The sequence below is a fragment of the Klebsiella sp. D5A genome, assembly GCF_001620885.1.
GTDB classification, from domain to species: domain Bacteria; phylum Pseudomonadota; class Gammaproteobacteria; order Enterobacterales; family Enterobacteriaceae; genus Klebsiella; species Klebsiella variicola.
On sequence record NZ_LOAR01000003.1, the window covers coordinates 323,709 to 343,642 of the forward strand.

At 58.5% G+C, this 19,934-nt stretch carries 22 protein-coding genes; 14 read left to right on the forward strand and 8 right to left on the reverse strand.

Annotated elements, in window-relative coordinates; all coding sequences use genetic code 11:
- Window positions 1–34: 34 nt before the first annotated feature.
- Both AS136_RS05080 and AS136_RS05085 read right to left on the reverse strand, forming a co-directional pair.
- The gene (locus AS136_RS05080; RefSeq protein ID WP_012968637.1) at window positions 35–847 is read right to left on the reverse strand and encodes a Cof-type HAD-IIB family hydrolase; all 813 of its coding nucleotides are present in this window, start codon (window positions 845–847) and stop codon (window positions 35–37) included.
- Window positions 847–2,049 (reverse strand): MFS transporter, encoded by a 1,203-nt coding sequence (locus tag AS136_RS05085; RefSeq protein ID WP_023322266.1) that lies wholly within the window; start codon window positions 2,047–2,049, stop codon window positions 847–849. The genes AS136_RS05080 and AS136_RS05085 overlap by 1 nt, the downstream gene beginning before the upstream one ends.
- A gap of 82 nt (window positions 2,050–2,131) precedes the next feature.
- Between AS136_RS05085 and AS136_RS05090 the strand changes: the two genes are divergently transcribed.
- A complete protein-coding gene (locus AS136_RS05090; RefSeq protein WP_012542353.1) occupies window positions 2,132–2,695 on the forward strand; it encodes a TetR/AcrR family transcriptional regulator in 564 nt (187 codons plus the stop codon).
- A 179-nt stretch (window positions 2,696–2,874) separates the two neighbouring features.
- On the opposite strand, the gene AS136_RS05095 is transcribed toward AS136_RS05090, so the two are convergent.
- Window positions 2,875–4,560 (reverse strand): aspartate:alanine antiporter, encoded by a 1,686-nt coding sequence (locus AS136_RS05095; RefSeq protein WP_008805810.1) that lies wholly within the window; start codon window positions 4,558–4,560, stop codon window positions 2,875–2,877.
- Window positions 4,561–4,827: 267 nt separating this feature from the next.
- Here AS136_RS05095 and ybjM point away from each other — a divergent pair, with 267 nt between their 5' ends.
- Complete coding sequence (gene ybjM, locus AS136_RS05100) at window positions 4,828–5,211, forward strand: inner membrane protein YbjM (protein WP_008805811.1); 384 nt, start codon at window positions 4,828–4,830, stop codon at window positions 5,209–5,211.
- A 6-nt stretch (window positions 5,212–5,217) separates the two neighbouring features.
- Here ybjM and AS136_RS05105 read toward each other — a convergent pair whose 3' ends face one another.
- Complete coding sequence (locus tag AS136_RS05105; RefSeq protein ID WP_002896352.1) at window positions 5,218–5,481, reverse strand: GrxA family glutaredoxin; 264 nt, start codon at window positions 5,479–5,481, stop codon at window positions 5,218–5,220.
- Between the two features lie 202 nt (window positions 5,482–5,683).
- On the opposite strand from AS136_RS05105, the gene AS136_RS05110 reads away from it, so the two are divergent.
- The 12 genes from AS136_RS05110 (at window position 5,684) to AS136_RS05165 (ending at window position 16,805) form a co-directional block, all read left to right on the forward strand.
- Complete coding sequence (locus AS136_RS05110) at window positions 5,684–5,971, forward strand: YbjC family protein (protein ID WP_008805812.1); 288 nt, start codon at window positions 5,684–5,686, stop codon at window positions 5,969–5,971.
- On the forward strand, window positions 5,955–6,677 hold the full coding sequence (nfsA, locus tag AS136_RS05115) for a nitroreductase NfsA (protein ID WP_016160548.1): 723 nt from the start codon (window positions 5,955–5,957) through the stop codon (window positions 6,675–6,677). Before AS136_RS05110 ends, nfsA begins: the two co-directional genes overlap by 17 nt.
- A gap of 114 nt (window positions 6,678–6,791) precedes the next feature.
- Window positions 6,792–7,694 carry a 30S ribosomal protein S6--L-glutamate ligase gene (gene rimK, locus AS136_RS05120; RefSeq protein ID WP_012542349.1) on the forward strand — a complete coding sequence of 301 codons (903 nt, stop codon included), beginning with the start codon at window positions 6,792–6,794 and terminating at the stop codon, window positions 7,692–7,694.
- Window positions 7,695–7,782: 88 nt separating this feature from the next.
- Window positions 7,783–8,262 (forward strand): type III secretion system chaperone family protein, encoded by a 480-nt coding sequence (locus AS136_RS05125; protein WP_002896365.1) that lies wholly within the window; start codon window positions 7,783–7,785, stop codon window positions 8,260–8,262.
- A gap of 348 nt (window positions 8,263–8,610) precedes the next feature.
- On the forward strand, window positions 8,611–9,723 hold the full coding sequence (gene potF, locus AS136_RS05130) for a spermidine/putrescine ABC transporter substrate-binding protein PotF (RefSeq protein ID WP_002896368.1): 1,113 nt from the start codon (window positions 8,611–8,613) through the stop codon (window positions 9,721–9,723).
- Between the two features lie 163 nt (window positions 9,724–9,886).
- On the forward strand, window positions 9,887–11,020 hold the full coding sequence (gene potG, locus AS136_RS05135; protein ID WP_046622770.1) for a putrescine ABC transporter ATP-binding subunit PotG: 1,134 nt from the start codon (window positions 9,887–9,889) through the stop codon (window positions 11,018–11,020).
- A gap of 10 nt (window positions 11,021–11,030) precedes the next feature.
- Window positions 11,031–11,984 (forward strand): putrescine ABC transporter permease PotH, encoded by a 954-nt coding sequence (gene potH, locus AS136_RS05140; protein WP_008805816.1) that lies wholly within the window; start codon window positions 11,031–11,033, stop codon window positions 11,982–11,984.
- Complete coding sequence (gene potI / locus AS136_RS05145) at window positions 11,981–12,826, forward strand: putrescine ABC transporter permease PotI (protein ID WP_002896372.1); 846 nt, start codon at window positions 11,981–11,983, stop codon at window positions 12,824–12,826. Before potH ends, potI begins: the two co-directional genes overlap by 4 nt.
- 57 nt (window positions 12,827–12,883) lie before the next feature.
- Window positions 12,884–13,372 carry a YbjO family protein gene (locus AS136_RS05150; protein ID WP_008805817.1) on the forward strand — a complete coding sequence of 163 codons (489 nt, stop codon included), beginning with the start codon at window positions 12,884–12,886 and terminating at the stop codon, window positions 13,370–13,372.
- 41 nt (window positions 13,373–13,413) lie between these two features.
- Window positions 13,414–14,541, forward strand: a complete 1,128-nt coding sequence (rlmC, locus tag AS136_RS05155; RefSeq protein WP_016160549.1) for a 23S rRNA (uracil(747)-C(5))-methyltransferase RlmC — start codon at window positions 13,414–13,416, stop codon at window positions 14,539–14,541.
- A gap of 78 nt (window positions 14,542–14,619) precedes the next feature.
- On the forward strand, window positions 14,620–15,336 hold the full coding sequence (locus AS136_RS05160; protein ID WP_012542345.1) for a response regulator transcription factor: 717 nt from the start codon (window positions 14,620–14,622) through the stop codon (window positions 15,334–15,336).
- Window positions 15,333–16,805, forward strand: coding sequence for a sensor histidine kinase (locus AS136_RS05165; RefSeq protein WP_023322267.1), 1,473 nt, complete (start codon window positions 15,333–15,335; stop codon window positions 16,803–16,805). Before AS136_RS05160 ends, AS136_RS05165 begins: the two co-directional genes overlap by 4 nt.
- 83 nt (window positions 16,806–16,888) lie before the next feature.
- On the opposite strand, the gene artJ is transcribed toward AS136_RS05165, so the two are convergent.
- The 4 genes from artJ to artI all read right to left on the reverse strand — a co-directional run bounded on the left by artJ (window position 16,889) and on the right by artI (window position 19,927).
- Complete coding sequence (artJ, locus tag AS136_RS05170) at window positions 16,889–17,620, reverse strand: arginine ABC transporter substrate-binding protein ArtJ (protein WP_023322268.1); 732 nt, start codon at window positions 17,618–17,620, stop codon at window positions 16,889–16,891.
- A gap of 184 nt (window positions 17,621–17,804) precedes the next feature.
- Entirely contained in the window at window positions 17,805–18,473 is a 669-nt protein-coding gene (artM, locus tag AS136_RS05175) for an arginine ABC transporter permease ArtM (protein ID WP_008805822.1), read from the reverse strand.
- On the reverse strand, window positions 18,473–19,189 hold the full coding sequence (gene artQ / locus AS136_RS05180) for an arginine ABC transporter permease ArtQ (protein WP_002896386.1): 717 nt from the start codon (window positions 19,187–19,189) through the stop codon (window positions 18,473–18,475). The genes artM and artQ overlap by 1 nt, the downstream gene beginning before the upstream one ends.
- 6 nt (window positions 19,190–19,195) lie before the next feature.
- Window positions 19,196–19,927, reverse strand: a complete 732-nt coding sequence (artI, locus tag AS136_RS05185) for an arginine ABC transporter substrate-binding protein ArtI (RefSeq protein WP_002896390.1) — start codon at window positions 19,925–19,927, stop codon at window positions 19,196–19,198.
- Window positions 19,928–19,934 lie beyond the last annotated feature (7 nt).

The following is a 19,934-nucleotide window of genomic DNA, read 5'->3' on the forward strand; positions in this document are numbered from 1 at the left end:
CAAACCCGGATGCACAAAGGCATCCGGGGTCTTATCAGGCGAACGGCGCTTCGCGATTTAACACCTTATCAATAATCTGCAGCACGCCTTCTTCGTTGTTGTGCGGCGCGTGATGGCTGGCGACGGCTTTGACGTCTTCCCGGGCGTTGGCCATGGCAAAGCCAAATCCGGCGTGCTGCAGCATCTCGATATCATTGCCGCTATCGCCGAACGCCACCACCTCATGATCCTCAATGCCCCAGCGCTGCTGCAAAATGCGCAAGCCGTTGGCTTTGTGCACCCCAGGCATAATTAAGTCAATACTGCCGTAGCCGGTGGCCACCGCGGTGACCATATCCCCCAGCGCCGCGTGCAGCTTCGGCTGAATTTCCGGGATCAGGCTGTCCGGTACGTTGAGACCAAATTTGAGGATCGCGTCATCAAGGTGGTTAAAATCATCCACCAGTTCGAGGCGGTGATAATACTTCGCCGCCACATTCTTCAGCGCGTCGTTATAGCGGTTGAGAGTGTAGGCGCTGCGCTTCCCGCAGGCGATGATTTCGATATTCGGCAGGGTCTGCAGATGATCGACCACGGCGTTGAAATGGTGGAGCGGCAGCTGGCAGTTGAAGACGTCTTCATTGCCGCTCACCACCCAGCCGCCGTTTTCCGCCACAAAGGCGATCTGATGGGCGATCTCCGGGAAAAAGGAGATCAGCTGATAATACTGGTTGCCGCTGGCGACCACGAAGCGAATATTCTGTTCACGCATTCGCTGGTACTGGGCGAGGAAGCGCGGCCGGTTGTAAGTTTTGGCATCGCTTAAAAAGGTGCCGTCCATATCCACCGCAATCAGTTTGATGCTCATTAGCTGTTCTCCATAACGGGTTCAGATTGTGGCTTAGCCACCGCGCGGGCGACCAGTGCCGCCACCATGACCAGACCCAGCACCACCATCATGGCGCTGCGCAGGCCGAAGTGTTCGCCGAGGAAGCCCAGCAGCGGCGGCCCGACGAGGAAAGCAAGATAACCGGTAATCGCCACCACGCTGACACGCTTGGGCGCGTCCGGCCCGGTATCGCTGGCGGCGGAGATGGTCAGCGGGAAGCCGAGCGAGGCGCCAATGCCCCACAGCAGTACCGAGATGCCCGCCACCCAGGGGTTATCGACGAAGATGATCAGGCCAATACCCAGGGCGCCCATCACCGCGCTGCCGCGGACCACCGTCACCCGGCTGTAGCGATCGATAAACCAGCCGCCGGTAAAGCGGCCCAGCGTCATGCCGAGGGTGAAGCCGGCATAGATCAGCGAGCCGGAGGTGGGGCTAAAGCCGTGGCCGTCCACCATCAGCAGCGGCAGCCAGTCGTTGGCCGAGCCTTCGGCAAATGCCATCGCCAGGACGATGACCCCGATCAGCAGCAACTGCGCGTCGCGCCATACCGGCAGACCTTTCGCCTCACCGTGGGCGGCTTCGGCGGCGTTTTTACCGGTGCCATCGGGAATGGCGCGGATGGCAATGGCGATGGGCAGAATAGCCACCAGCGCGGCCGCCAGGATATGCGGGGCGGCAGGCAGGCCGAATCCGGTCACTGCCATGCCCACCCCGGCGCCGAACAGGGTGCCAAAGCTGTAGAAGCCATGCATCATCGGCAGCACCGTTTTATTCATCTCTCGCTCGATGGCCGCGCCTTCGACGTTAATAGCGACTTCGGCGGAGCCAAAGCTGGCGCCAAAGATGGCCAGGCCGAAGGCGAACAGCGGGGCGGAAGAGACCCACAGGGCCAGGCTGAGCACCAGCATGCCGAGTACGGCGAAGGACATGGTGGTGCGGATAACCTTGCGGGTACCAAAGCGCTTCACCAGCCACGCTGAGCAGAGAATACCGCTCATCGACCCCACCGACAGACCAAACAGCACCACGCCCATTTTTGCCGTAGAAAGCATCAACTGATCGCGGATCGCCGGCGTGCGGGTGGCCCAGGAGGCCATTAATAAGCCGGGGATGAAAAAGAACATAAACAGCGCCCACAGCCGAAGCTGGAGCGCTCTGCGCGAGGTTTGCGTCGTCATCCGTAAACGCCTTAAAGGAGAAGAGTGAAGACAACAGTAGCAAGCATGTGTACATTTGTACATAAACCGGAAGAGGAAAATTATGGCCCGTAGACCGAACGATCCGCAGCGCCGCGAGCGCATCCTGCAAGCGACGCTGGACACCATCGCGGCGCACGGCGTCCAGGCGGTGACGCACCGCAAAATCGCCCTCTGCGCGAATGTGCCGCTGGGGTCGTTGACCTATTATTTCAGCGGCATCGAGGCGCTGGTCGAGGAGGCGTTCAGCCTGTTTACCGCCGAGATGTCGGCGCAGTATCAGCAATGCTTTGCCGGGGTAACGAACCGGGAACAAGCCTGCGATGCCATCGCGGAGCTGATCTTCAGCGCCCAGGTGACCACGGCGCGCAATATGGAGCTGATGTATCAGCTGTACGCGTTCTGCAGCAGTCAGCCGGCGCTAAAGGGGGTGATGCAGAACTGGATGCGGCGCAGCCAGCAGACGCTGGAGCAATGGTTCGCCCCCGATACCGCCCGCGGCCTCGACGCCTTTATTGAAGGAATGACTTTGCACTTTGTCACCGACCGCGCGCCGCTGTCGAAGGCGGCAATCCGGCTGCTGGTTGGGCAGCTGGCGGGGGAGAGGGCGCAGGAAGAGGGGCGCTGAGGCGGTGCGAGACATGCGTGAGGGATAAATTCAGGCAACAAAAAACCCATCAACCTTGAACCGAAGTGGCGGGGTTGATGGGCTCCACAAAATGGGGACATCAAAGAAAAGCAGTGGCATTACTTATGACTGATGCCCTGAGAAAAAGTTCTGCCTGTGACGGCTTTTTTCTCAAAAATTTATTGTAGCCCTGGCCAGATGATCACGATGAGCGTCCCGGCAAGGGTAAGCAGCACGTTGGCGATGGCGTAGGTGCCTGCGTAGCCGAGCGCCGGAATGTTGCTGCGCGCGGTATCGCTGATGATCTCCATTGCCGGGGCGCAGGTGCGGGCGCCCATCATGGCGCCAAACAGCATCGCCCGGTTCATGCGCAGCACATAGGCGCCGAACAGGAAGCAGATCACCACCGGCAACAGGCTGACAATAAGCCCTGCCGCCAGCATCTGACCGCCGACGGCGCCCAGACCGTTATTGATCCCGGCCCCGGCGCTGAGTCCGACCCCGGCCATAAACACCATCAGGCCAAACTCTTTCACCATGTTCAGCGCCCCCTGCGGGATATAGCCGAAGGTTGGGTGGTTGGCGCGCAGGAAGCCAAGCATAATGCCGGCGAACAGCAGGCCGGCGGCGTTGCCGATTCCGAAGCTAAAAGAGCTGAACTGGAAGGTGATCATGCCGATCATCAGGCCGACGATAAAGAAGGCGCAGAAGGCCAGCAGGTCGGTCACCTGGCTGTGAATGGAGATGAAGCCGATGCGGTCGGCCACGGTTTTTACGCGGCGGGCGTCGCCGCTGACCTGCAGCACGTCGCCTTTGTTCAGCACCACGTTATCGTCGATAGGCATTTCAATCTGGCTGCGGATCACCCGGTTTAAGAAGCAGCCGTGGTCGGTGAGCTTCAGCTGCGCCAGGCGGCGGCCGACGGCGTTGTGGTTTTTGACCACAATCTCTTCGGTGACGATGCGCATGTCGAGCAGATCGCGGTCGAATACCTCTTTGCCGTTACGGAAGCTCGGGTCGAGGCGAGCGTGCGCGTCCGGATAACCCACCAGCGCAATATCGTCGCCCATCTGCAGCACCGCGTCGCCGTCCGGGTTGGCCAGAATGCCGTTGCGGCGGATGCGTTCGATATAGCAGCCGGTCTGGCGATAAATCCCCAGCTCGCGCAGATTTTTGCCATCCGCCCAGGCCACCAGCTCCGGGCCAACGCGGTAGGCGCGGATCACAGGCAGGTACACTTTACGTTTTGAATCGGTATCGAGGCCGCGCTCACGGGCGATTTGTTGGGCGCTGGTCTGCAGATCCTGATGCTGCAGCTTGGGCATATAACGGGCGCCGACGATCAGACTCACCAGGCCGACCAGGTAGGTCAGGGCATAGCCGAGGCTCAGATGGTCAAGCGACTGCGCCAGCTGATCGCTGGGCAGGCCGAAATGGCGCAGGGTGTCGCCCGCGCCCACCAGCACCGGGGTGGAGGTCATGGCGCCCGCCAGCATACCGGCGGTAAGACCAATATCCCAGCCGAACACTTTGCCCAGCACGGTGGCGATCAGCATCGCGCTGCCGACCATCACCAACGCCAGCATCAGGTAGTTTTTGCCGTCGCGGAAAAAAATGGAAAAAAAGTTGGGCCCGGCTTCCACGCCGACGCAAAAAATAAACAGCATAAAGCCGAGATTAAGGGCATCAGTGTTAATCGCGAAATGCTGTTGACCTAATAAGAGAGAAACGACTAAAACGCCAATGGAATTACCAAGTTGTACTGAGCCGAGACGCAGTTTTCCCAGGCATAGTCCTAATGCAAGTACAACGAATAATAACAGGATGTAATTCCCGTTTAACAAATCTGCGACGTTTATATTCACGAAAGCCAACTTCTCATTTACTAGTAAGTTGTTGAAGGAAATGGTTATTTGGTCTAAGGTTGCTCAGGCGTTCGCGTTGTGGCGAACCTATTCTGGCACCCTGTTATAACCAGCAAAAATATACCCGCTAGTTTAATCCTTCCTGGATGCGGCGGCTAGTGACAATCGTTTTTAGGCTGGTTGGGGAGTTATTGGCATGGATTGCCGAAATGCTTTATCTGACTGGGCGACGTGGACGTGAGTTAGAGGCAACATCAGGAGGATACGGTGAAGTCTGAGCGTAGTTGGGCCGGTATTATCTGCGGCTTCGTTCTGTTCATTGTGGTGTGCTTATCGCTGCTACTACATATGAAAGGGGCCTTTCGCGCCAGCGGCAACCCGGAGCTGGGCCTGCTCTTCTTTTTGCTGCCAGGGGCGGCGGCGAGCTGCCTCTCTCCCGGACAGCGGGTACTGCGTCCTTTGCTGGGTGCGATGCTGGCGGCGCCGGTCTGTATGGTGACGATGCGGCTGTTCTTCGTGACGCACAGAACGTTCTGGCAGGAGATGGCGTGGGTACTGAGCGCGGTGTTCTGGTGCGCACTCGGGGCGTTGTGCTTTTTGTTTATCTGCGCCTGGCTTGATACCTGGCGCAGTCACTCATCGAGCAAATAAATTGACTCAGGCAAACAGGCCAAGGTTCTCTTTCGCCCAGGCTTCGAAATCGGTGCAACCGCCGATGTGTTTCTGGTCGACGAAGATCTGCGGCACGGTTTCAACCGGTTTGCCGACGGTCTTTTCCAGGTCAGCTTTGCTGATGCCTTCGGCGTGAATATCCACGTAACGGTAGTTAAAGTCATCACGCTCGTTGGTCAGTTTTTCTGCCAGCTCTTTGGCGCGAACGCAGTAAGGGCAGCCTGGACGACCAAAAATAACGGTAAACATTGCTTCTCTCCTTAAACCTCAGCCGGATGGCGAATGGCGCTTATGATGCCTGCATTGACCGGTGAGGGAAAGAAGGTTCTGCCTTTTGCTTCGATGGTTTACGGCTATGTTTGATAAATGTCGTACTATCAAAACCCGTATACTGACCCGGCGGCGTAGTGAGATTGTCTGATGCGCCGCGCTTATCAACCGGAGAGGTGTGATGCGAAAATTTGCCCCGTTGCCGAAAAGCATTCTGCTGGTTGAGATCCTCGGGATGGGGCTGTTAACCCTCGCCTGGCTCTCGCTTAACCAGTATGTCCAGCTGCCTGCGCCCATTGCCAGCCCGACCGCGGCGCTGGTGATGCTCTTTGCCGGGATCGTGCTGATGATCCCCGCCGCCATCGTCGTTATGTGGCGGATGGCGCAGATCGTGGCCCCGCAGTTAACGCACTCTCCAAAGCCTGAATCCTTGTCTGACAGAGAAAAACGTAATGACGCCGACCATTGAGCTGCTGCGCAGCCATCGTTCCATCCGCCACTTCACCGATGCCCCCGTGAGCGACGAACAGCGCGCAGAGATTATCGCCAGCGCGCAAGCGGCATCTACCTCGAGTTTTTTACAGTGCACCTCCATCATCCGTATTACCGACCCCGCGCTGCGTGAGCAACTGGTCCCGCTGACCGGCGGCCAGCAGCACGTCGCCCAGGCGGCGGAGTTTTGGGTTTTCTGCGCCGACTTTAACCGCCACCTGCAGATTTGCCCACAGGCGCAGCTGGGGCTGGCTGAACAGCTGCTGATCGGCGTCGTCGATACGGCGCTGCTGGCGCAAAACGCGCTGATTGCCGCCGAGTCCCTCGGGCTGGGCGGCGTCTATATCGGCGGGTTGCGTAATAGCATCGAGGCGGTGACTGAGCTGCTGGCGCTGCCGCAGCACGTCCTGCCGCTGTTCGGTCTTTGCCTTGGCTGGCCGGCGGATAACCCGGACATCAAGCCGCGGATGCCGGCCGCCATGCTGGTGCATGAGAACCGCTATCAGCCGCTGGATAACGCGCTGCTGGCGGACTATGACGACCAGCTGGCGCACTATTATCTGTCGCGCGGCAGCAACGCCCGCCGCGATACCTGGAGCGATCATATCCGTCGCACTATCGTGAAAGAGAGTCGTCCGTTTATTCTCGACTATCTGCATAAGCAGGGGTGGGCAACACGCTGATTACGTGTACACTGCTGCTCCGGCCAGGTGATCTCCGCCGCCGGCCGCAGGAAAGGTGAAAGTGTGTTCGATAGCTGAGGCCCGCCAGAGCGGGTCTTTTTGCAGAGGTGCAGGATGAAAATTGCCATATTATCCCGGGATGGAACGCTTTATTCATGTCGACGCCTGCGCGAAGCGGCGCAACAGCGCGGGCATCAGGTCGAGATCCTCGATCCGCTTTCCTGCTATATGAATGTCAGTCCGGTGGCGTCGTCCATCCACTACAAAGGGCGTCAGCTACCGCATTTTGATGCGGTGATCCCGCGGATTGGCTCGGCGATCACCTACTATGGCACCGCGGCTTTGCGTCAGTTTGAACTATTGGGAAGCTATCCGCTGAATGAGTCGGTCGCCATCACCCGCGCTCGCGATAAGCTGCGCTCGCTGCAGCTGCTGGCGCGCCAGGGTATCGATTTGCCGCTGACCGGCATCGCTCACTCCCCCGATGACACCAGCGACCTGATCGCCATGGTGGGCGGGGCACCGCTGGTGGTGAAGCTGGTGGAAGGCACCCAGGGGATCGGCGTGGTGCTGGCGGAGACCCGTCAGGCGGCGGAGAGCGTGATCGACGCCTTTCGCGGGCTGAATGCGCATATTCTGGTGCAGGAATATATTGCCGAGGCGAAAGGCTGCGATATTCGCTGCCTGGTGGTCGGCAATGAGGTGGTGGCGGCGATCGAACGGCGGGCTAAAGAGGGCGACTTTCGTTCTAACCTGCACCGCGGCGGCATGGCCACGGTGGCGCAGATTAGCGACGAGGAGCGGGCGATTGCCATCAAGGCGACGCAAACCCTTGGGCTCGATGTCGCCGGTGTCGATATTTTACGCGCCACCCGCGGGCCGCTGGTGATGGAGGTGAATGCCTCGCCGGGGCTGGAAGGGGTGGAAACCACCACCGGCGTGGACATCGCCAGCCGGATGATCGCCTGGATCGAGCGCCAGGCGACGCCGGAATTCTGTTTGAAAATAGGCGGCTAGCCGCTGGATGCAAGTCTGTCATGGTATGCGGCGCTTTTTTTGCGTAAGCTATGGCGTCGTTTTTTCATTGTAAGGGGTCACAGGCACTATGGATTCACTGGTCGTTCCAGGTCTGGATACGCTACGCCGCTGGCTGGATGAGATCGGCATCAGCTTTTTTGAGTGCGATTCCTGCCAGGCATTGCATCTGCCGCATATGCAGAATTTCGACGGTATTTTTGATGCCAAAATTGACCTGGTAGACAACGTGGTGCTCTTTTCCGCCCTCGCGGAGGTGAAGCCGTCCGCTCTGCTGGCGCTGTCGGCGGATCTCTCGGCTATCAACGCCAGTTCGTTAACTGTGAAGGCGTTTATCGATATTCAGGACGATAACTTGCCCAAGCTGGTGGTCTGTCAGTCGTTGTCTATCGGCCCGGGGGTGACCATGGAGCAGTTCGCCTGGTTCTTCCGCCAAAGCGAAGAGCAGATCTCAATGGTGATCCTCGAAGCCGGCGCCAACCAGCTGCTGTACAAAGGCGAAGAAGAAGAGCCCGCGGCGGAAAACGTGCAATACCATTTTCTTCACTAAACCTGCCTAAAATTAGCGCAGCCACTACCGCAGCGGCTGCGTATTACCCGCTTTTATTCTGCGTTTATCCTTCTCTTAAAGCATTATTCACCGCCATTCAGGCCGTTTTGGCTTATCACGTAGACCGTTATTGCATAAAAATTTGATAAAAGGCGTTTTTTTACCTGGGCTATAGCCTCTTATTCTGGCTACAGTTATTCTGGCGATGCTTCCAGTTGCGAGCAACCACTCCGGGAGAGATCCGCTCTCCTTTTCTCAGGCAATGAAAAAATATGCATGATTCTTGCATGCGTTGAAATGCGTATATTTGAGCCCGTAAATTAACGGGCGTTGAGAAGGATAAGAGATATGACCGCCTTTGGTAAAAAATGGTTAACAGGTCTGGTTACGGGTGCGCTGATGGCCGTCTCTGCCGGTTCGCTCGCCGCCGAACAAAAAACCCTGCATGTTTATAACTGGTCTGATTATATTGCGCCGGACACGGTAGCGAATTTTGAAAAAGAGACCGGGATTAAAGTCGTGTATGACGTTTTTGATTCCAACGAAGTACTGGAAGGCAAATTAATGGCCGGCAGCACCGGTTTCGACCTGGTGGTACCGTCGGCAAGCTTCCTTGAGCGCCAGCTGGCGGCGGGCGTGTTCCAGCCGCTGGACAAGAGCAAGCTGCCCAACTGGAAGAACCTTGATCCCGAAGTGTTGAAGCTGGTCGCCAAGCATGACCCTGAGAATAAATACGCCATGCCTTACCTGTGGGCGACGACGGGCATTGGCTACAACGTGGATAAGGTGAAAGCCGTCCTCGGTAAAGATGCGCCGGTGGACAGCTGGGATCTGGTGCTGAAGCCGGAGAACCTTGAAAAACTGAAAAGCTGCGGCGTCTCCTTCCTCGACGCGCCGGAAGAGATTTTCGCCACCGTGCTGAACTACCTCGGCAAGGATCCGAACAGCAGCAAAGCGGATGATTACACCGGCCCGGCGACCGATCTGCTGCTGAAGCTGCGGCCGAACATTCGCTACTTCCACTCTTCGCAATATATTAATGACCTTGCCAACGGCGACATCTGCGTGGCGATCGGCTGGGCAGGGGATGTCTGGCAGGCGGCCAACCGCGCGAAAGAGGCGAAGAACGGCGTTAACGTCTCCTACTTTATTCCGAAAGAAGGCGCGCTGGCGTTCTTTGATGTCTTTGCCATGCCGGCCGACGCCAAGAATAAAGATGAAGCCTATCAGTTCCTTAACTATCTGATGCGCCCGGATGTGATCGCTAAAATCAGCGACCAGGTGTTCTACGCCAACGGCAACAAGGCCTCCACACCGCTGGTCAGCGAGACGATCCGTAACAACCCGGCGATTTATCCGCCAGCGGATGTGTTCGCCAAACTGTTCACGCTGAAGGTGCAGGATCCGAAGATTGACCGCGTGCGCACTCGCGCGTGGACCAAAGTGAAGAGCGGCAAATAATCTCTGACGGCCCGTCGAACACGGGCCGAATCAGATCTGCACTCGCCGGGAAATGGCAGCGCGCCCGGCGAGCAGAAGCACCAGGATGGTGCAATTGCACTGTTAAGCACGAAGTATGGCACCGGACCATATGGTGATCGTTTTTTTGCCGGAGAGCACCCGATTGAACGACGTAATGCCCCGCCCACAGGCGAAAGCCCCCAAAGCGCTGACCCCGCTACTGGAAATCCGTAACTTAACCAAGTCGTTCGATGGCCAGCACGCGGTCGACGACGTCAGTCTCACTATCTATAAAGGCGAAATTTTTGCTCTGCTGGGCGCATCAGGCTGCGGGAAATCGACCCTGCTGCGTATGCTGGCGGGCTTTGAACAACCGACCGCCGGGCAGATTATGCTCGACGGCGTGGATCTGGCGCGCGTGCCGCCCTATCAGCGGCCTATCAATATGATGTTCCAGTCCTACGCCCTGTTTCCCCATATGACCGTTGAGCAGAATATCGCCTTCGGTCTGAAGCAGGATCGTCTGCCTAAGGCGGAAATCACCGCCCGGGTGCAGGAGATGCTGGCTCTGGTGCATATGCAGGAATATGCCAAACGCAAGCCGCACCAGCTCTCTGGCGGCCAGCGCCAGCGCGTCGCGCTGGCGCGTAGCCTGGCGAAACGGCCGAAGCTGCTGCTACTCGATGAGCCGATGGGCGCGCTGGACAAAAAGCTGCGCGATCGCATGCAGCTGGAGGTAGTGGATATTCTCGAACGCGTTGGCGTGACCTGCGTGATGGTGACTCACGACCAGGAAGAGGCGATGACCATGGCGGGCCGTATCGCCATCATGAACCGCGGCAAGTTTGTGCAGATTGGCGAACCGGAAGAGATTTACGAGCACCCGACCACCCGCTATAGCGCCGAGTTCATCGGCTCGGTAAACGTCTTTGAAGGGCTGGTGAAGGAGCGTCTGGAGGATGGCCTGGTGCTAAGCTCGCCGGGATTGATGCATCCGCTGAAGGTCGACCCCGACGCGTCGGTGGTGGATAACGTGCCGGTCTGGGTGGCGCTGCGCCCGGAGAAGATCATGCTGTGCGATGAACCACCGGCGGACGGCTACAATTTTGCCGTCGGCGAGGTGATTCATATCGCCTATCTCGGGGATCTCTCTATCTATCATGTGCGCCTGCAAAGCGGGCAGATGATCAGCGCCCAGTTGCAGAATGAACACCGCCATCGGAAAGGAACGCCCACCTGGGGTGACGAGGTGCGTTTATGCTGGGATGCGGATAGCTGCGTAGTGCTGACGGTGTAAGGAGAGGGCGATGAGTACCGTTGAATCCCCGTCAGGGGCGAAAAAACCGGGCGGCTTCGGGCTGTGGGCGGCGCGCCTGCAGATGGCGCATGGCCGCAAGCTGGTGATTGCGCTGCCCTATCTGTGGCTGATCCTGTTGTTCATGCTGCCGTTCCTGATCGTGTTCAAGATAAGTCTTGCCGAGATGGCGCGGGCGATCCCTCCCTACACCGAGCTGATGGAGTGGGCGGATGGCCAGCTGACGCTGACCCTCAACTTTGCCAACTTCCTGCAGTTGACTGACGATCCGCTCTATTTCGAAGCTTATCTCCAGTCGCTGCAGGTGGCGGGCATATCGACGATCTGCTGCCTGCTGCTGGGCTATCCGCTGGCCTGGGCGGTGGCGCACAGCAAGCCGTCGACGCGCAATATTCTGCTGCTGCTGGTGATCCTGCCGTCGTGGACGTCATTCTTAATCCGCGTTTATGCCTGGATGGGGCTGCTGAAAAGCAACGGCGTGTTGAATAACTTCCTGCTGTGGTTAGGGGTTATCGATCAACCGCTGGAGATCCTGCACACCAACCTGGCGGTGTATATCGGTATTGTGTATGCCTATCTGCCGTTTATGGTGCTGCCGATCTACACCGCGCTGACCCGCATCGACTATTCGCTGGTGGAGGCCTCGCTGGATCTCGGCGCCCGGCCGCTGAAGACCTTCTTCCAGGTGATCGTCCCGCTCACCAAAGGCGGCATTATTGCCGGTTCGATGCTGGTGTTTATCCCGGCGGTGGGGGAGTTCGTGATCCCGGAACTGCTGGGCGGGCCGGACAGCATCATGATTGGCCGCGTGCTGTGGCAGGAGTTCTTTAACAACCGCGACTGGCCGGTCGCCTCGGCGGTGGCGATTGTCATGCTGCTGCTGCTGATCGTGCCGATCATGTGGTTCCACAAGCACCAGCAAAAACAGATGGGAGAGCAGGGATGAACGACTTGCCGGTAGTACGCTCGCCGTGGCGCATTCTGATCCTCGTGCTTGGGTTCACCTTCCTCTATGCCCCGATGCTGATGCTGGTGATCTACTCGTTCAACAGCTCGAAGCTGGTAACGGTCTGGGCCGGGTGGTCGACGCGCTGGTATAGCGAACTGTTCCACGATGATGCGATGATGAGCGCGGTAGGGTTGAGCCTGACCATCGCCGCCTGCGCGGCGACGGCGGCGGCGATCCTCGGTACCATCGCCGCGGTGGTGATGGTGCGCTTTGGACGCTTTCGCGGGTCTAATGGCTTCGCATTTATGATCACCGCGCCGCTGGTTATGCCGGACGTGATCACCGGTCTCTCGCTGCTGCTGCTGTTCGTGGCGCTGGGACATGCCATTGGCTGGCCGTCGGATCGCGGGATGTTGACCATCTGGCTGGCGCACGTCACCTTCTGTACCGCCTACGTGGCGGTGGTGATCTCCTCGCGGCTGCGTGAGCTGGACCACTCGATTGAAGAGGCGGCGATGGATCTGGGCGCCGCGCCGCTGAAGGTCTTTTTCGTCATCACGCTGCCGATGATTATGCCAGCGGTGATCTCCGGCTGGCTGCTGGCGTTCACGCTGTCGCTGGATGACCTGGTGATCGCCAGCTTTGTCTCCGGTCCCGGGGCCACGACGTTACCGATGCTGGTCTTCTCCAGCGTGCGTATGGGGGTCAACCCGGAGATTAACGCCCTGGCGACGCTCATCCTTGGCGTGGTCGGTATTGTTGGTTTTATCGCCTGGTATTTGATGGCCCGCGCAGAAAAGCAGCGAGTGCGCGATATCCAGCGTGCAAGACAAGGCTGAACCACCTAAAATCGGTACAGCAGCCTCCGGTCGGCGCCACCCTGTGGCGCCGTTTTCATGGAAGACATTACGTTGGGATTGTTTACGAAAACTCGCTCATCGCATGCCCGCCTTAACGTCCCTGCGCTGGTGCAGGTGGCGGCCTTTGCTATTATTTTGATCCGCGCTCTGGACCTGCTGATGATCCTCAATCTGTTGGGTCTGCAGGGGCTGAACGAATTCATACACCGCAGCGTCCAGACCTGGAACCTGACGCTGGTCTTCCTCGGCAGCCTGGCGCTGGTATTTGTCGAAATCTGGTGCGCCTTCTCGCTGGTGAAAGGGCGCAACTGGGCGCGCTGGGTCTATCTGCTGACGCAGATTATCGCCGCCGGCTACCTGTGGGCGGCGTCGCTGGGCTACGGGTATCCGGAACTGTTCAGCATTCCCGGCGAATCCAAACGGGAGATCTTCCACTCGCTGGTGATGCAAAAACTGCCGGATCTGCTGGTTCTGACGCTGCTGTTTGTGCCGGCGAACTGCCGTCGGTTTTTCCGCCTGCAATAACGGTGATACAATCCCCGCCCCTGGATTTTTGAAGGTCAATTATGCATTGCGCACTCTACGACGCCGGCCGCTGCCGCTCCTGTCAATGGCTGGAGCGGCCGGTCCCGCAACAGCTCGCCGATAAAATGGCCGATCTGCGCACGCTGCTGGCGGCGATCCCGGTCGCTGCCTGGGGCGAGCCGGTCAGCGGGCCAGAGACGGCCTTTCGTAACAAGGCCAAGATGGTGGTCAGCGGCAGCGTTGAGCGTCCGCTGCTGGGGATGCTGCATCGCGATGGCACCCCGGTGGATCTCACCGACTGCCCGCTCTATCCTTCATCGTTTGCGCCGGTGTTTGCCGTCCTGAAGCCCTTTATCGCCCGCGCCGGGTTAACCCCCTATAACGTCGCGCGCAAGCGCGGGGAGCTGAAATATCTGCTGCTAACCGCCAGCCAGCAGGGGGAGATGATGCTGCGCTTCGTACTGCGCTCAGAGGCCAAGCTGGCTCAGCTGCGCGCCGCGCTGCCGTGGCTGCAGGCGCAGCTCCCGCAGCTCAAGGTGATCACGGCGAATATCCAGCCGGTGCATATGGCAATCATGGAAGGCGAGCAGGAGATCTTCTTCACCGAACAGCAGGCGCTGGGGGAGGTCTTTAACGAGGTGCCGCTGTGGATCCGCCCGCAAAGTTTCTTTCAGACCAACCCGGCGGTAGCCAGTCGGCTGTATGCCACCGCCCGCGACTGGGTGCGCGCGCTGCCGGTCCAGCATATGTGGGATCTGTTTTGCGGCGTCGGGGGATTTGGCCTGCACTGCGCGACGCCGGCGATGCGCCTGACCGGTATCGAGATTGCCCCGGAAGCGATCGCCTGCGCCAGACAGTCAGCCGCGCAGCTGGGGCTCAGCAATCTGCATTTTCAGGCGCTGGACTCGACGCAGTTCGCCACTCATGAAGCGGATATCCCGCAGCTGGTGTTGGTCAACCCGCCGCGCCGCGGCATTGGCGCCGAACTGTGCGACTATTTAAGCCGCATGGCGCCGCCCTATATCATCTATTCCAGCTGTAACGCTCGCACCATGGCGACCGATATTGCCCGTCTTCGCGGCTATCGCGTCGAGCGGGTCCAGCTGTTTGATATGTTCCCTCACACCGCGCACTACGAAGTGCTGACCCTGCTGGTCCGCGAAGTTTAAACAAAATGTGAAGGCTTTGCGCCGCTGAAATCAGGTAAGCTTGGCGCTGCATGTTTTGTTATTGGTGGGGGGAATCTAATGGCCAAAACCATTCTGCTGGTGGAAGATGACGAGGATATTGCCACGCTGCTGCGGCTCAATCTTCAGGATGAGGGCTATCAGATTGTGCATGAAGCCGACGGCGACCAGGCCCTTGTCCAGCTGGAAAAGCAGGTCTGGGATGCGGTGATCCTTGATTTGATGCTGCCTGGCGTCGATGGCCTGGAGATCTGCCGGCGTATCCGTCAGATGACCCGTTACCTGCCAGTAATTATCATCAGCGCTCGCACCAGCGAAATGCACCGCGTGCTGGGCCTGGAGATGGGCGCCGATGATTATCTGGCGAAGCCCTTTTCACTGCTGGAGCTTATCGCCCGCGTCAAAGCGCTGTTTCGTCGCCAGGAGGCTATGGGGCAGAACCTGCTGATGGACGCCGGGCGCCTGTCCTGCCATGGCCTGAGCATCGATCCGCTGTCGCGCGAAGTGAAGCTGCGCGGCGAGGTGGTGGACCTTACGCCGCGCGAATTCGATCTGCTCTATTACTTCGCCCGCCATCCCGGTGAGGTGTTTTCGCGGCTGGCGCTGCTGGAGCAGGTCTGGGGATATCAGCACGAGGGCTATGAGCACACGGTTAATACCCATATCAACCGCCTGCGCAGCAAAATCGAACGTGACCCGGCGGAGCCGGACATCATTCTTACCGTCTGGGGTAAAGGCTATAAATTCGCCCCGATGTCGCAAGAGGTCGCCCCGTGATCCGCCGCCTGAGCCTCAGCCAGCGGTTGGCGCTGGTGGTGGTCTCCCTGCTGATGCTGTGCGCGGCGGCAGTATGCGCCGTTCAGTTACACAGCAGCGCGCAGTATGGCAACGCCATGGTGCAGCGCCTCTCCGCCGGGCTGGCTCAGCAGATTGTCGCCCGCGAGCCGCTGCTGGACGCCCACGGCGAGGTCAACCGACAAACCCTGAAGTCGTTGTTTGACCGCCTGATGACCTTTAATCCCAGCGTGGAGCTCTATCTGTTGTCGCCGGATGGCGACCTGCTGGCCGATGCGGCGCCGCCGGGACATATCCAGCGCCAGCGTATCGATATGGCGCCAGTGCAGGCTTTTCTCACCGGCAGTGCGTCGCCGGTGTATGGCGACGATCCACGTAGTCTCGACGGACGAAAAGTCTTCAGCGCCGCTCCGCTGCGCGTCGACGGGCAGCTGCGCGGCTACCTGTATATCATTTTGCAGGGAGAGACCTTTAATCAGCTGGCGGCCGACGCCTGGCAAAAAACGCTGTGGAGCATTGTTCTGTGGACGCTGCTGCTGGTGGCCCTGTTTGGCCTTCTGACAGGGGGGCTGGCATGGTTCTGGGTCACCCGGCCGGTCCGCCAGCTCACCGCCCAGGTCGCGGCGAGCGGCCAGGACAGCATCAGCGCCATCAAAACCCTGGCGGCCCGCACGCCGGAGCCCCTGCCTGGTAACGAGGTGGCGGTGCTCGAGAATCGCTTTATTGACCTTGCGCAGCAGATAGCCGGCCAGTGGGATCGGCTGGCCGACAGCGACCGCCAGCGCCGCGAATTTGTGGCCAATATCTCCCATGATTTGCGTACGCCGCTCACCTCGCTGCTGGGGTATCTGGAAACGCTGACGCTGAAGGATGAACGGCTGACCGCCGAGGAGCGCAGGCAATATCTCACCATCGCCCTGCGTCAGGGCAACAAAGTGCGCCATCTCTCGCAGCAGCTGTTTGAGCTGGCGCGACTGGAGCATGGGAGCATTAAGCCGCAGCGCGAGCGTTTTGCGATGGGGGAGCTGATCTCCGATGTCGCGCAGAAGTTTGAATTAACTGCCCGCACGCGCGAGGTGAACCTGCGTATTGATGTGCCGGGACCGCTGCCGCTGATTAACGCCGATGTGTCGATGATTGAGAGGGTGGTGACCAACCTGCTCGATAACGCGATGCGGCATACGCCCGTCGGCGGGGAGATCCGTCTGGCGGTCTGGCAGGAGGAACAACAGCTCCAGGTGGAAGTGGCCGACAACGGAACGGGCGTCGATGCCGCGCTGCGCGACGATCTGTTCCAGCGGCCGTCGGCGTTGTCTACCCAGGCATCGCGGGAGGATCGCGGCGGGTTAGGGCTACTGATTGTGAAACGAATGCTGGAGTTGCACGGGGGCGGTATCAGACTGGTGGAGTCGGTAAGCGGGGCGCGGTTCAGGTTCTTCGTGCCACTTTAAGACATTGCCGGATGGCGGATACGCCTTACCCGGCTACGGGGGAAGAGTAGGCCGGGTAAGCGCAGTGCCACCCGGCAAAAAATTTACTCCGGGAACCATTGGTTGCTGATTTTCTGGTAGGTACCGTCGGCCTTAATCGCTTTCAGCGCGGCGTTCAGTTTCTCCAGCAGCGCCTTGTTATCCGGGCGCACGGCAATGCCGAGTCCGGTGCCGAAGTATTGCGGATCCGTCACTTTCGGCGTGGCTGCGCCCAACTGCGGGTTGGTTTTCAGCCACTCGTTGACCACTGCGGTATCGCCGAACACGCCGTCGATACGGCCATTTTTCAGATCGATAATCGCATTCTGGTAGCTGTCATAGGCGACGGTCTTCACCTCAGGATGTTTATCCTGCAGATATTTCTGATGGGTGGTGCCGTTTTCCATGCCGATCCGTTTGCTTTTCAGGTCATCGAAGGAATGGAACGCGTCTTTTTTGGCGATCACCAGCGCCGAGTTGGCGTAGTACGGGTCGGTGAAGGCCACCTGCTTGCTGCGTTCCGGCGTAATATCCATTCCGGAAATCACCGCATCATATTTCTTGAACTTCAGTGCCGGGATCAGGCTGTCAAAAGCGTGGTTGGTAAAGGTACATTCTGCCTGCATTTGTTTGCACAGCGCTTTGGCCAGGTCGAGATCGAAACCAACAATCTGATTATTGGCATCCATCGATTCAAACGGCGGATAGGTTGCGGACACGCCGAAGCTGATTTTCTCTGCGGCGGCAGCGCCGAAGGTGAACGTGGTGAGCAGTGCAGCCAGAACTAACTTTTTCATCGTGGAACTCCCGTCTGTCAATCTTATGATTATTCGCCGTGTCTGCGGCATAGAGTGACAATGCCATTAAATGAATTTATATGCAATAAATATGATTAAATATTTTTAATGCCATAAAAAAAGACGGACAGGTGTTAGACTTGTCCGTCTTGTTGTCTGCTTTTTATGCAATAAGGCTCAGGCGCTAGTTACGTCGCTCGAAGGCCAGCGCTTTACGTTCCACCAGGCGCATCAGCAGCGTCAGCAGTCCGTTGACGATGAGATAGATAATCCCGGCGGCGCCGAACACCATCACGTCGTAGGTGCGTCCGTACAGCAGCTGGCCGTGGCCCATTACTTCCATCAGGGTGATGGTGTAGGCCAGAGAGGTACTCTTGAAAACCAGCACCACTTCGTTGGAATAGGACGACAGCGCACGCTTAAAGGCATACGGCAGCAGGATCGCCAGGGTATCCTTTTTACTCATCCCCAGTGCGCTGCACGACTGCCATTGCCCGTCGGGGATCGCCCGGATGGCGCCATAAAACAACTGAGTGGTGTAGGCGGCGCTGTTGAGCGACAGGGCGATCAGAGCGCACAGCCACGGTTCAGAGATAAGATGCCACAGCCACGGATAATCCTGCAGCGAAGGAAACTGTCCGGGGCCGTAGTAAATCAGGAAGATCTGCACCAGCAGCGGCGTACCGGTAAACAGGGTGATATAGCCGCGGACTATCCACACCAGCCCCGGCGTCTTCAGCGTCAGGATAATGGTAAAAATCAGCGACAGGATCAGCGCCACGATAATCGACGCCACGGTCAGCGTCAGGCTGGTATGAAGCCCTTTCAGCAGTTCGGGTAAGTAGTCGAGCATCAGCCTGGTCTCCGTTCGAAGCGCGTCGCACGCTGGTCAATCCGCTTAAGGATGTATTGACTCAACAGGGTGATGACGAGATAGATTGCCGCCGCAATGATATACCAGTTAAAGGGTTCCTGAGTGCGGGTGGCGATGCTTTTGGTCTGCAGCATCAGATCGTTGACGCTGATCAGGCTCACCAGCGCGGTGTCCTTCAGCAGCACCAGCCACTGGTTACCGAGGCCAGGCAGAGCATGGCGCCACATCTGCGGCATCACCAGACGGAAGAATATAGCCGCTTTCGACAGCCCCAGCGCCTGGCCGGACTCCCACTGACCCTGCGGAACGGCTTTCAGCGCGCCGCGCAGCGTTTGCGAGGCGTAGGCGGCATACAGCAGCGACAGGGCGATCGCCCCGCAGAGGAACGGACTGACGTCAAAGTTCTCAATCTGCATCTGCACCGGGATCTGCGTGAACCCGAGCGGGATGGTAAAACCGTCAGAGAGCGTCAGCAGCAGCTGGGAAGAGCCGAAATAGATAAACAGCACCACCAGAATTTCCGGTAGTCCGCGCAGGATGGTCACAATGCCGGTTGCAAGCCAGGCTACCGGGCGCCATTTCACTGACTCCAGTACCGCAAAGAGCATCGCCAGGACCAGGCCGATGACGAGCGCGCAAACGGCAAGGCCGACGGTCATCCCGGCGGCGCTTGCTAATGGAAAAATTTCGTTCATTCAGTCTTACTTCTGGAACCATTTGTTATAGATGGTCTGGTAAGTGCCGTCTTTCTTCACTTTTTCCAGCGCAGCGTTAAATTTCTGCTGCAGGTCGGTGTTGCCCTGACGTACGGCAATGCCCAGCCCGGTGCCGAAATAGGCTTTGTCGGTCACTTTATCGCCCACGGCCGCCAGCTTCGGATTGCTCTTCAGCCATTCGGTCACCACGGCGGTATCGCCAAAGACCGCGTCAATACGACCATTCTGCAGATCCAGCTTCGCATTCTGGTAGCTGTCGTAAGGAACGGTAGTAATTTCCGGATGTTTATCGGTGATGAATTTCTGGTGGGTGGTGCCGTTCTGCACGCCCACTTTTTTGCCCTTCAGCTGGTCAATGCTGGTGAACTTACCCTGCTGACCGACGAACAGCGCCGAGTTGTCATAATACGGGGTAGAGAACAGCACCTGCTTTTCACGCTCCGGCGTGATGTCCATCCCGGCCATGACCGCGTCGAAACGGCGGAATTTCAGTCCCGGGATCAGGCTGTCAAAGGCCTGGTTGGTAAAGGTACAAGTGGCATCGATCTCTTTACACAGCGCGTTCGCCAGATCGACATCGAAACCGACGATCTGGTTGTTGGCGTCCACCAGCTCAAACGGAGGGTAGGAGGCCTCGGTGGCGAAACGAATGGTCTGCGCGGCGGAAGCGGAGAGGCTCATGCCTGCGAGCAGGGCGGCTATCAGTACTTTTTTCATCGTCATT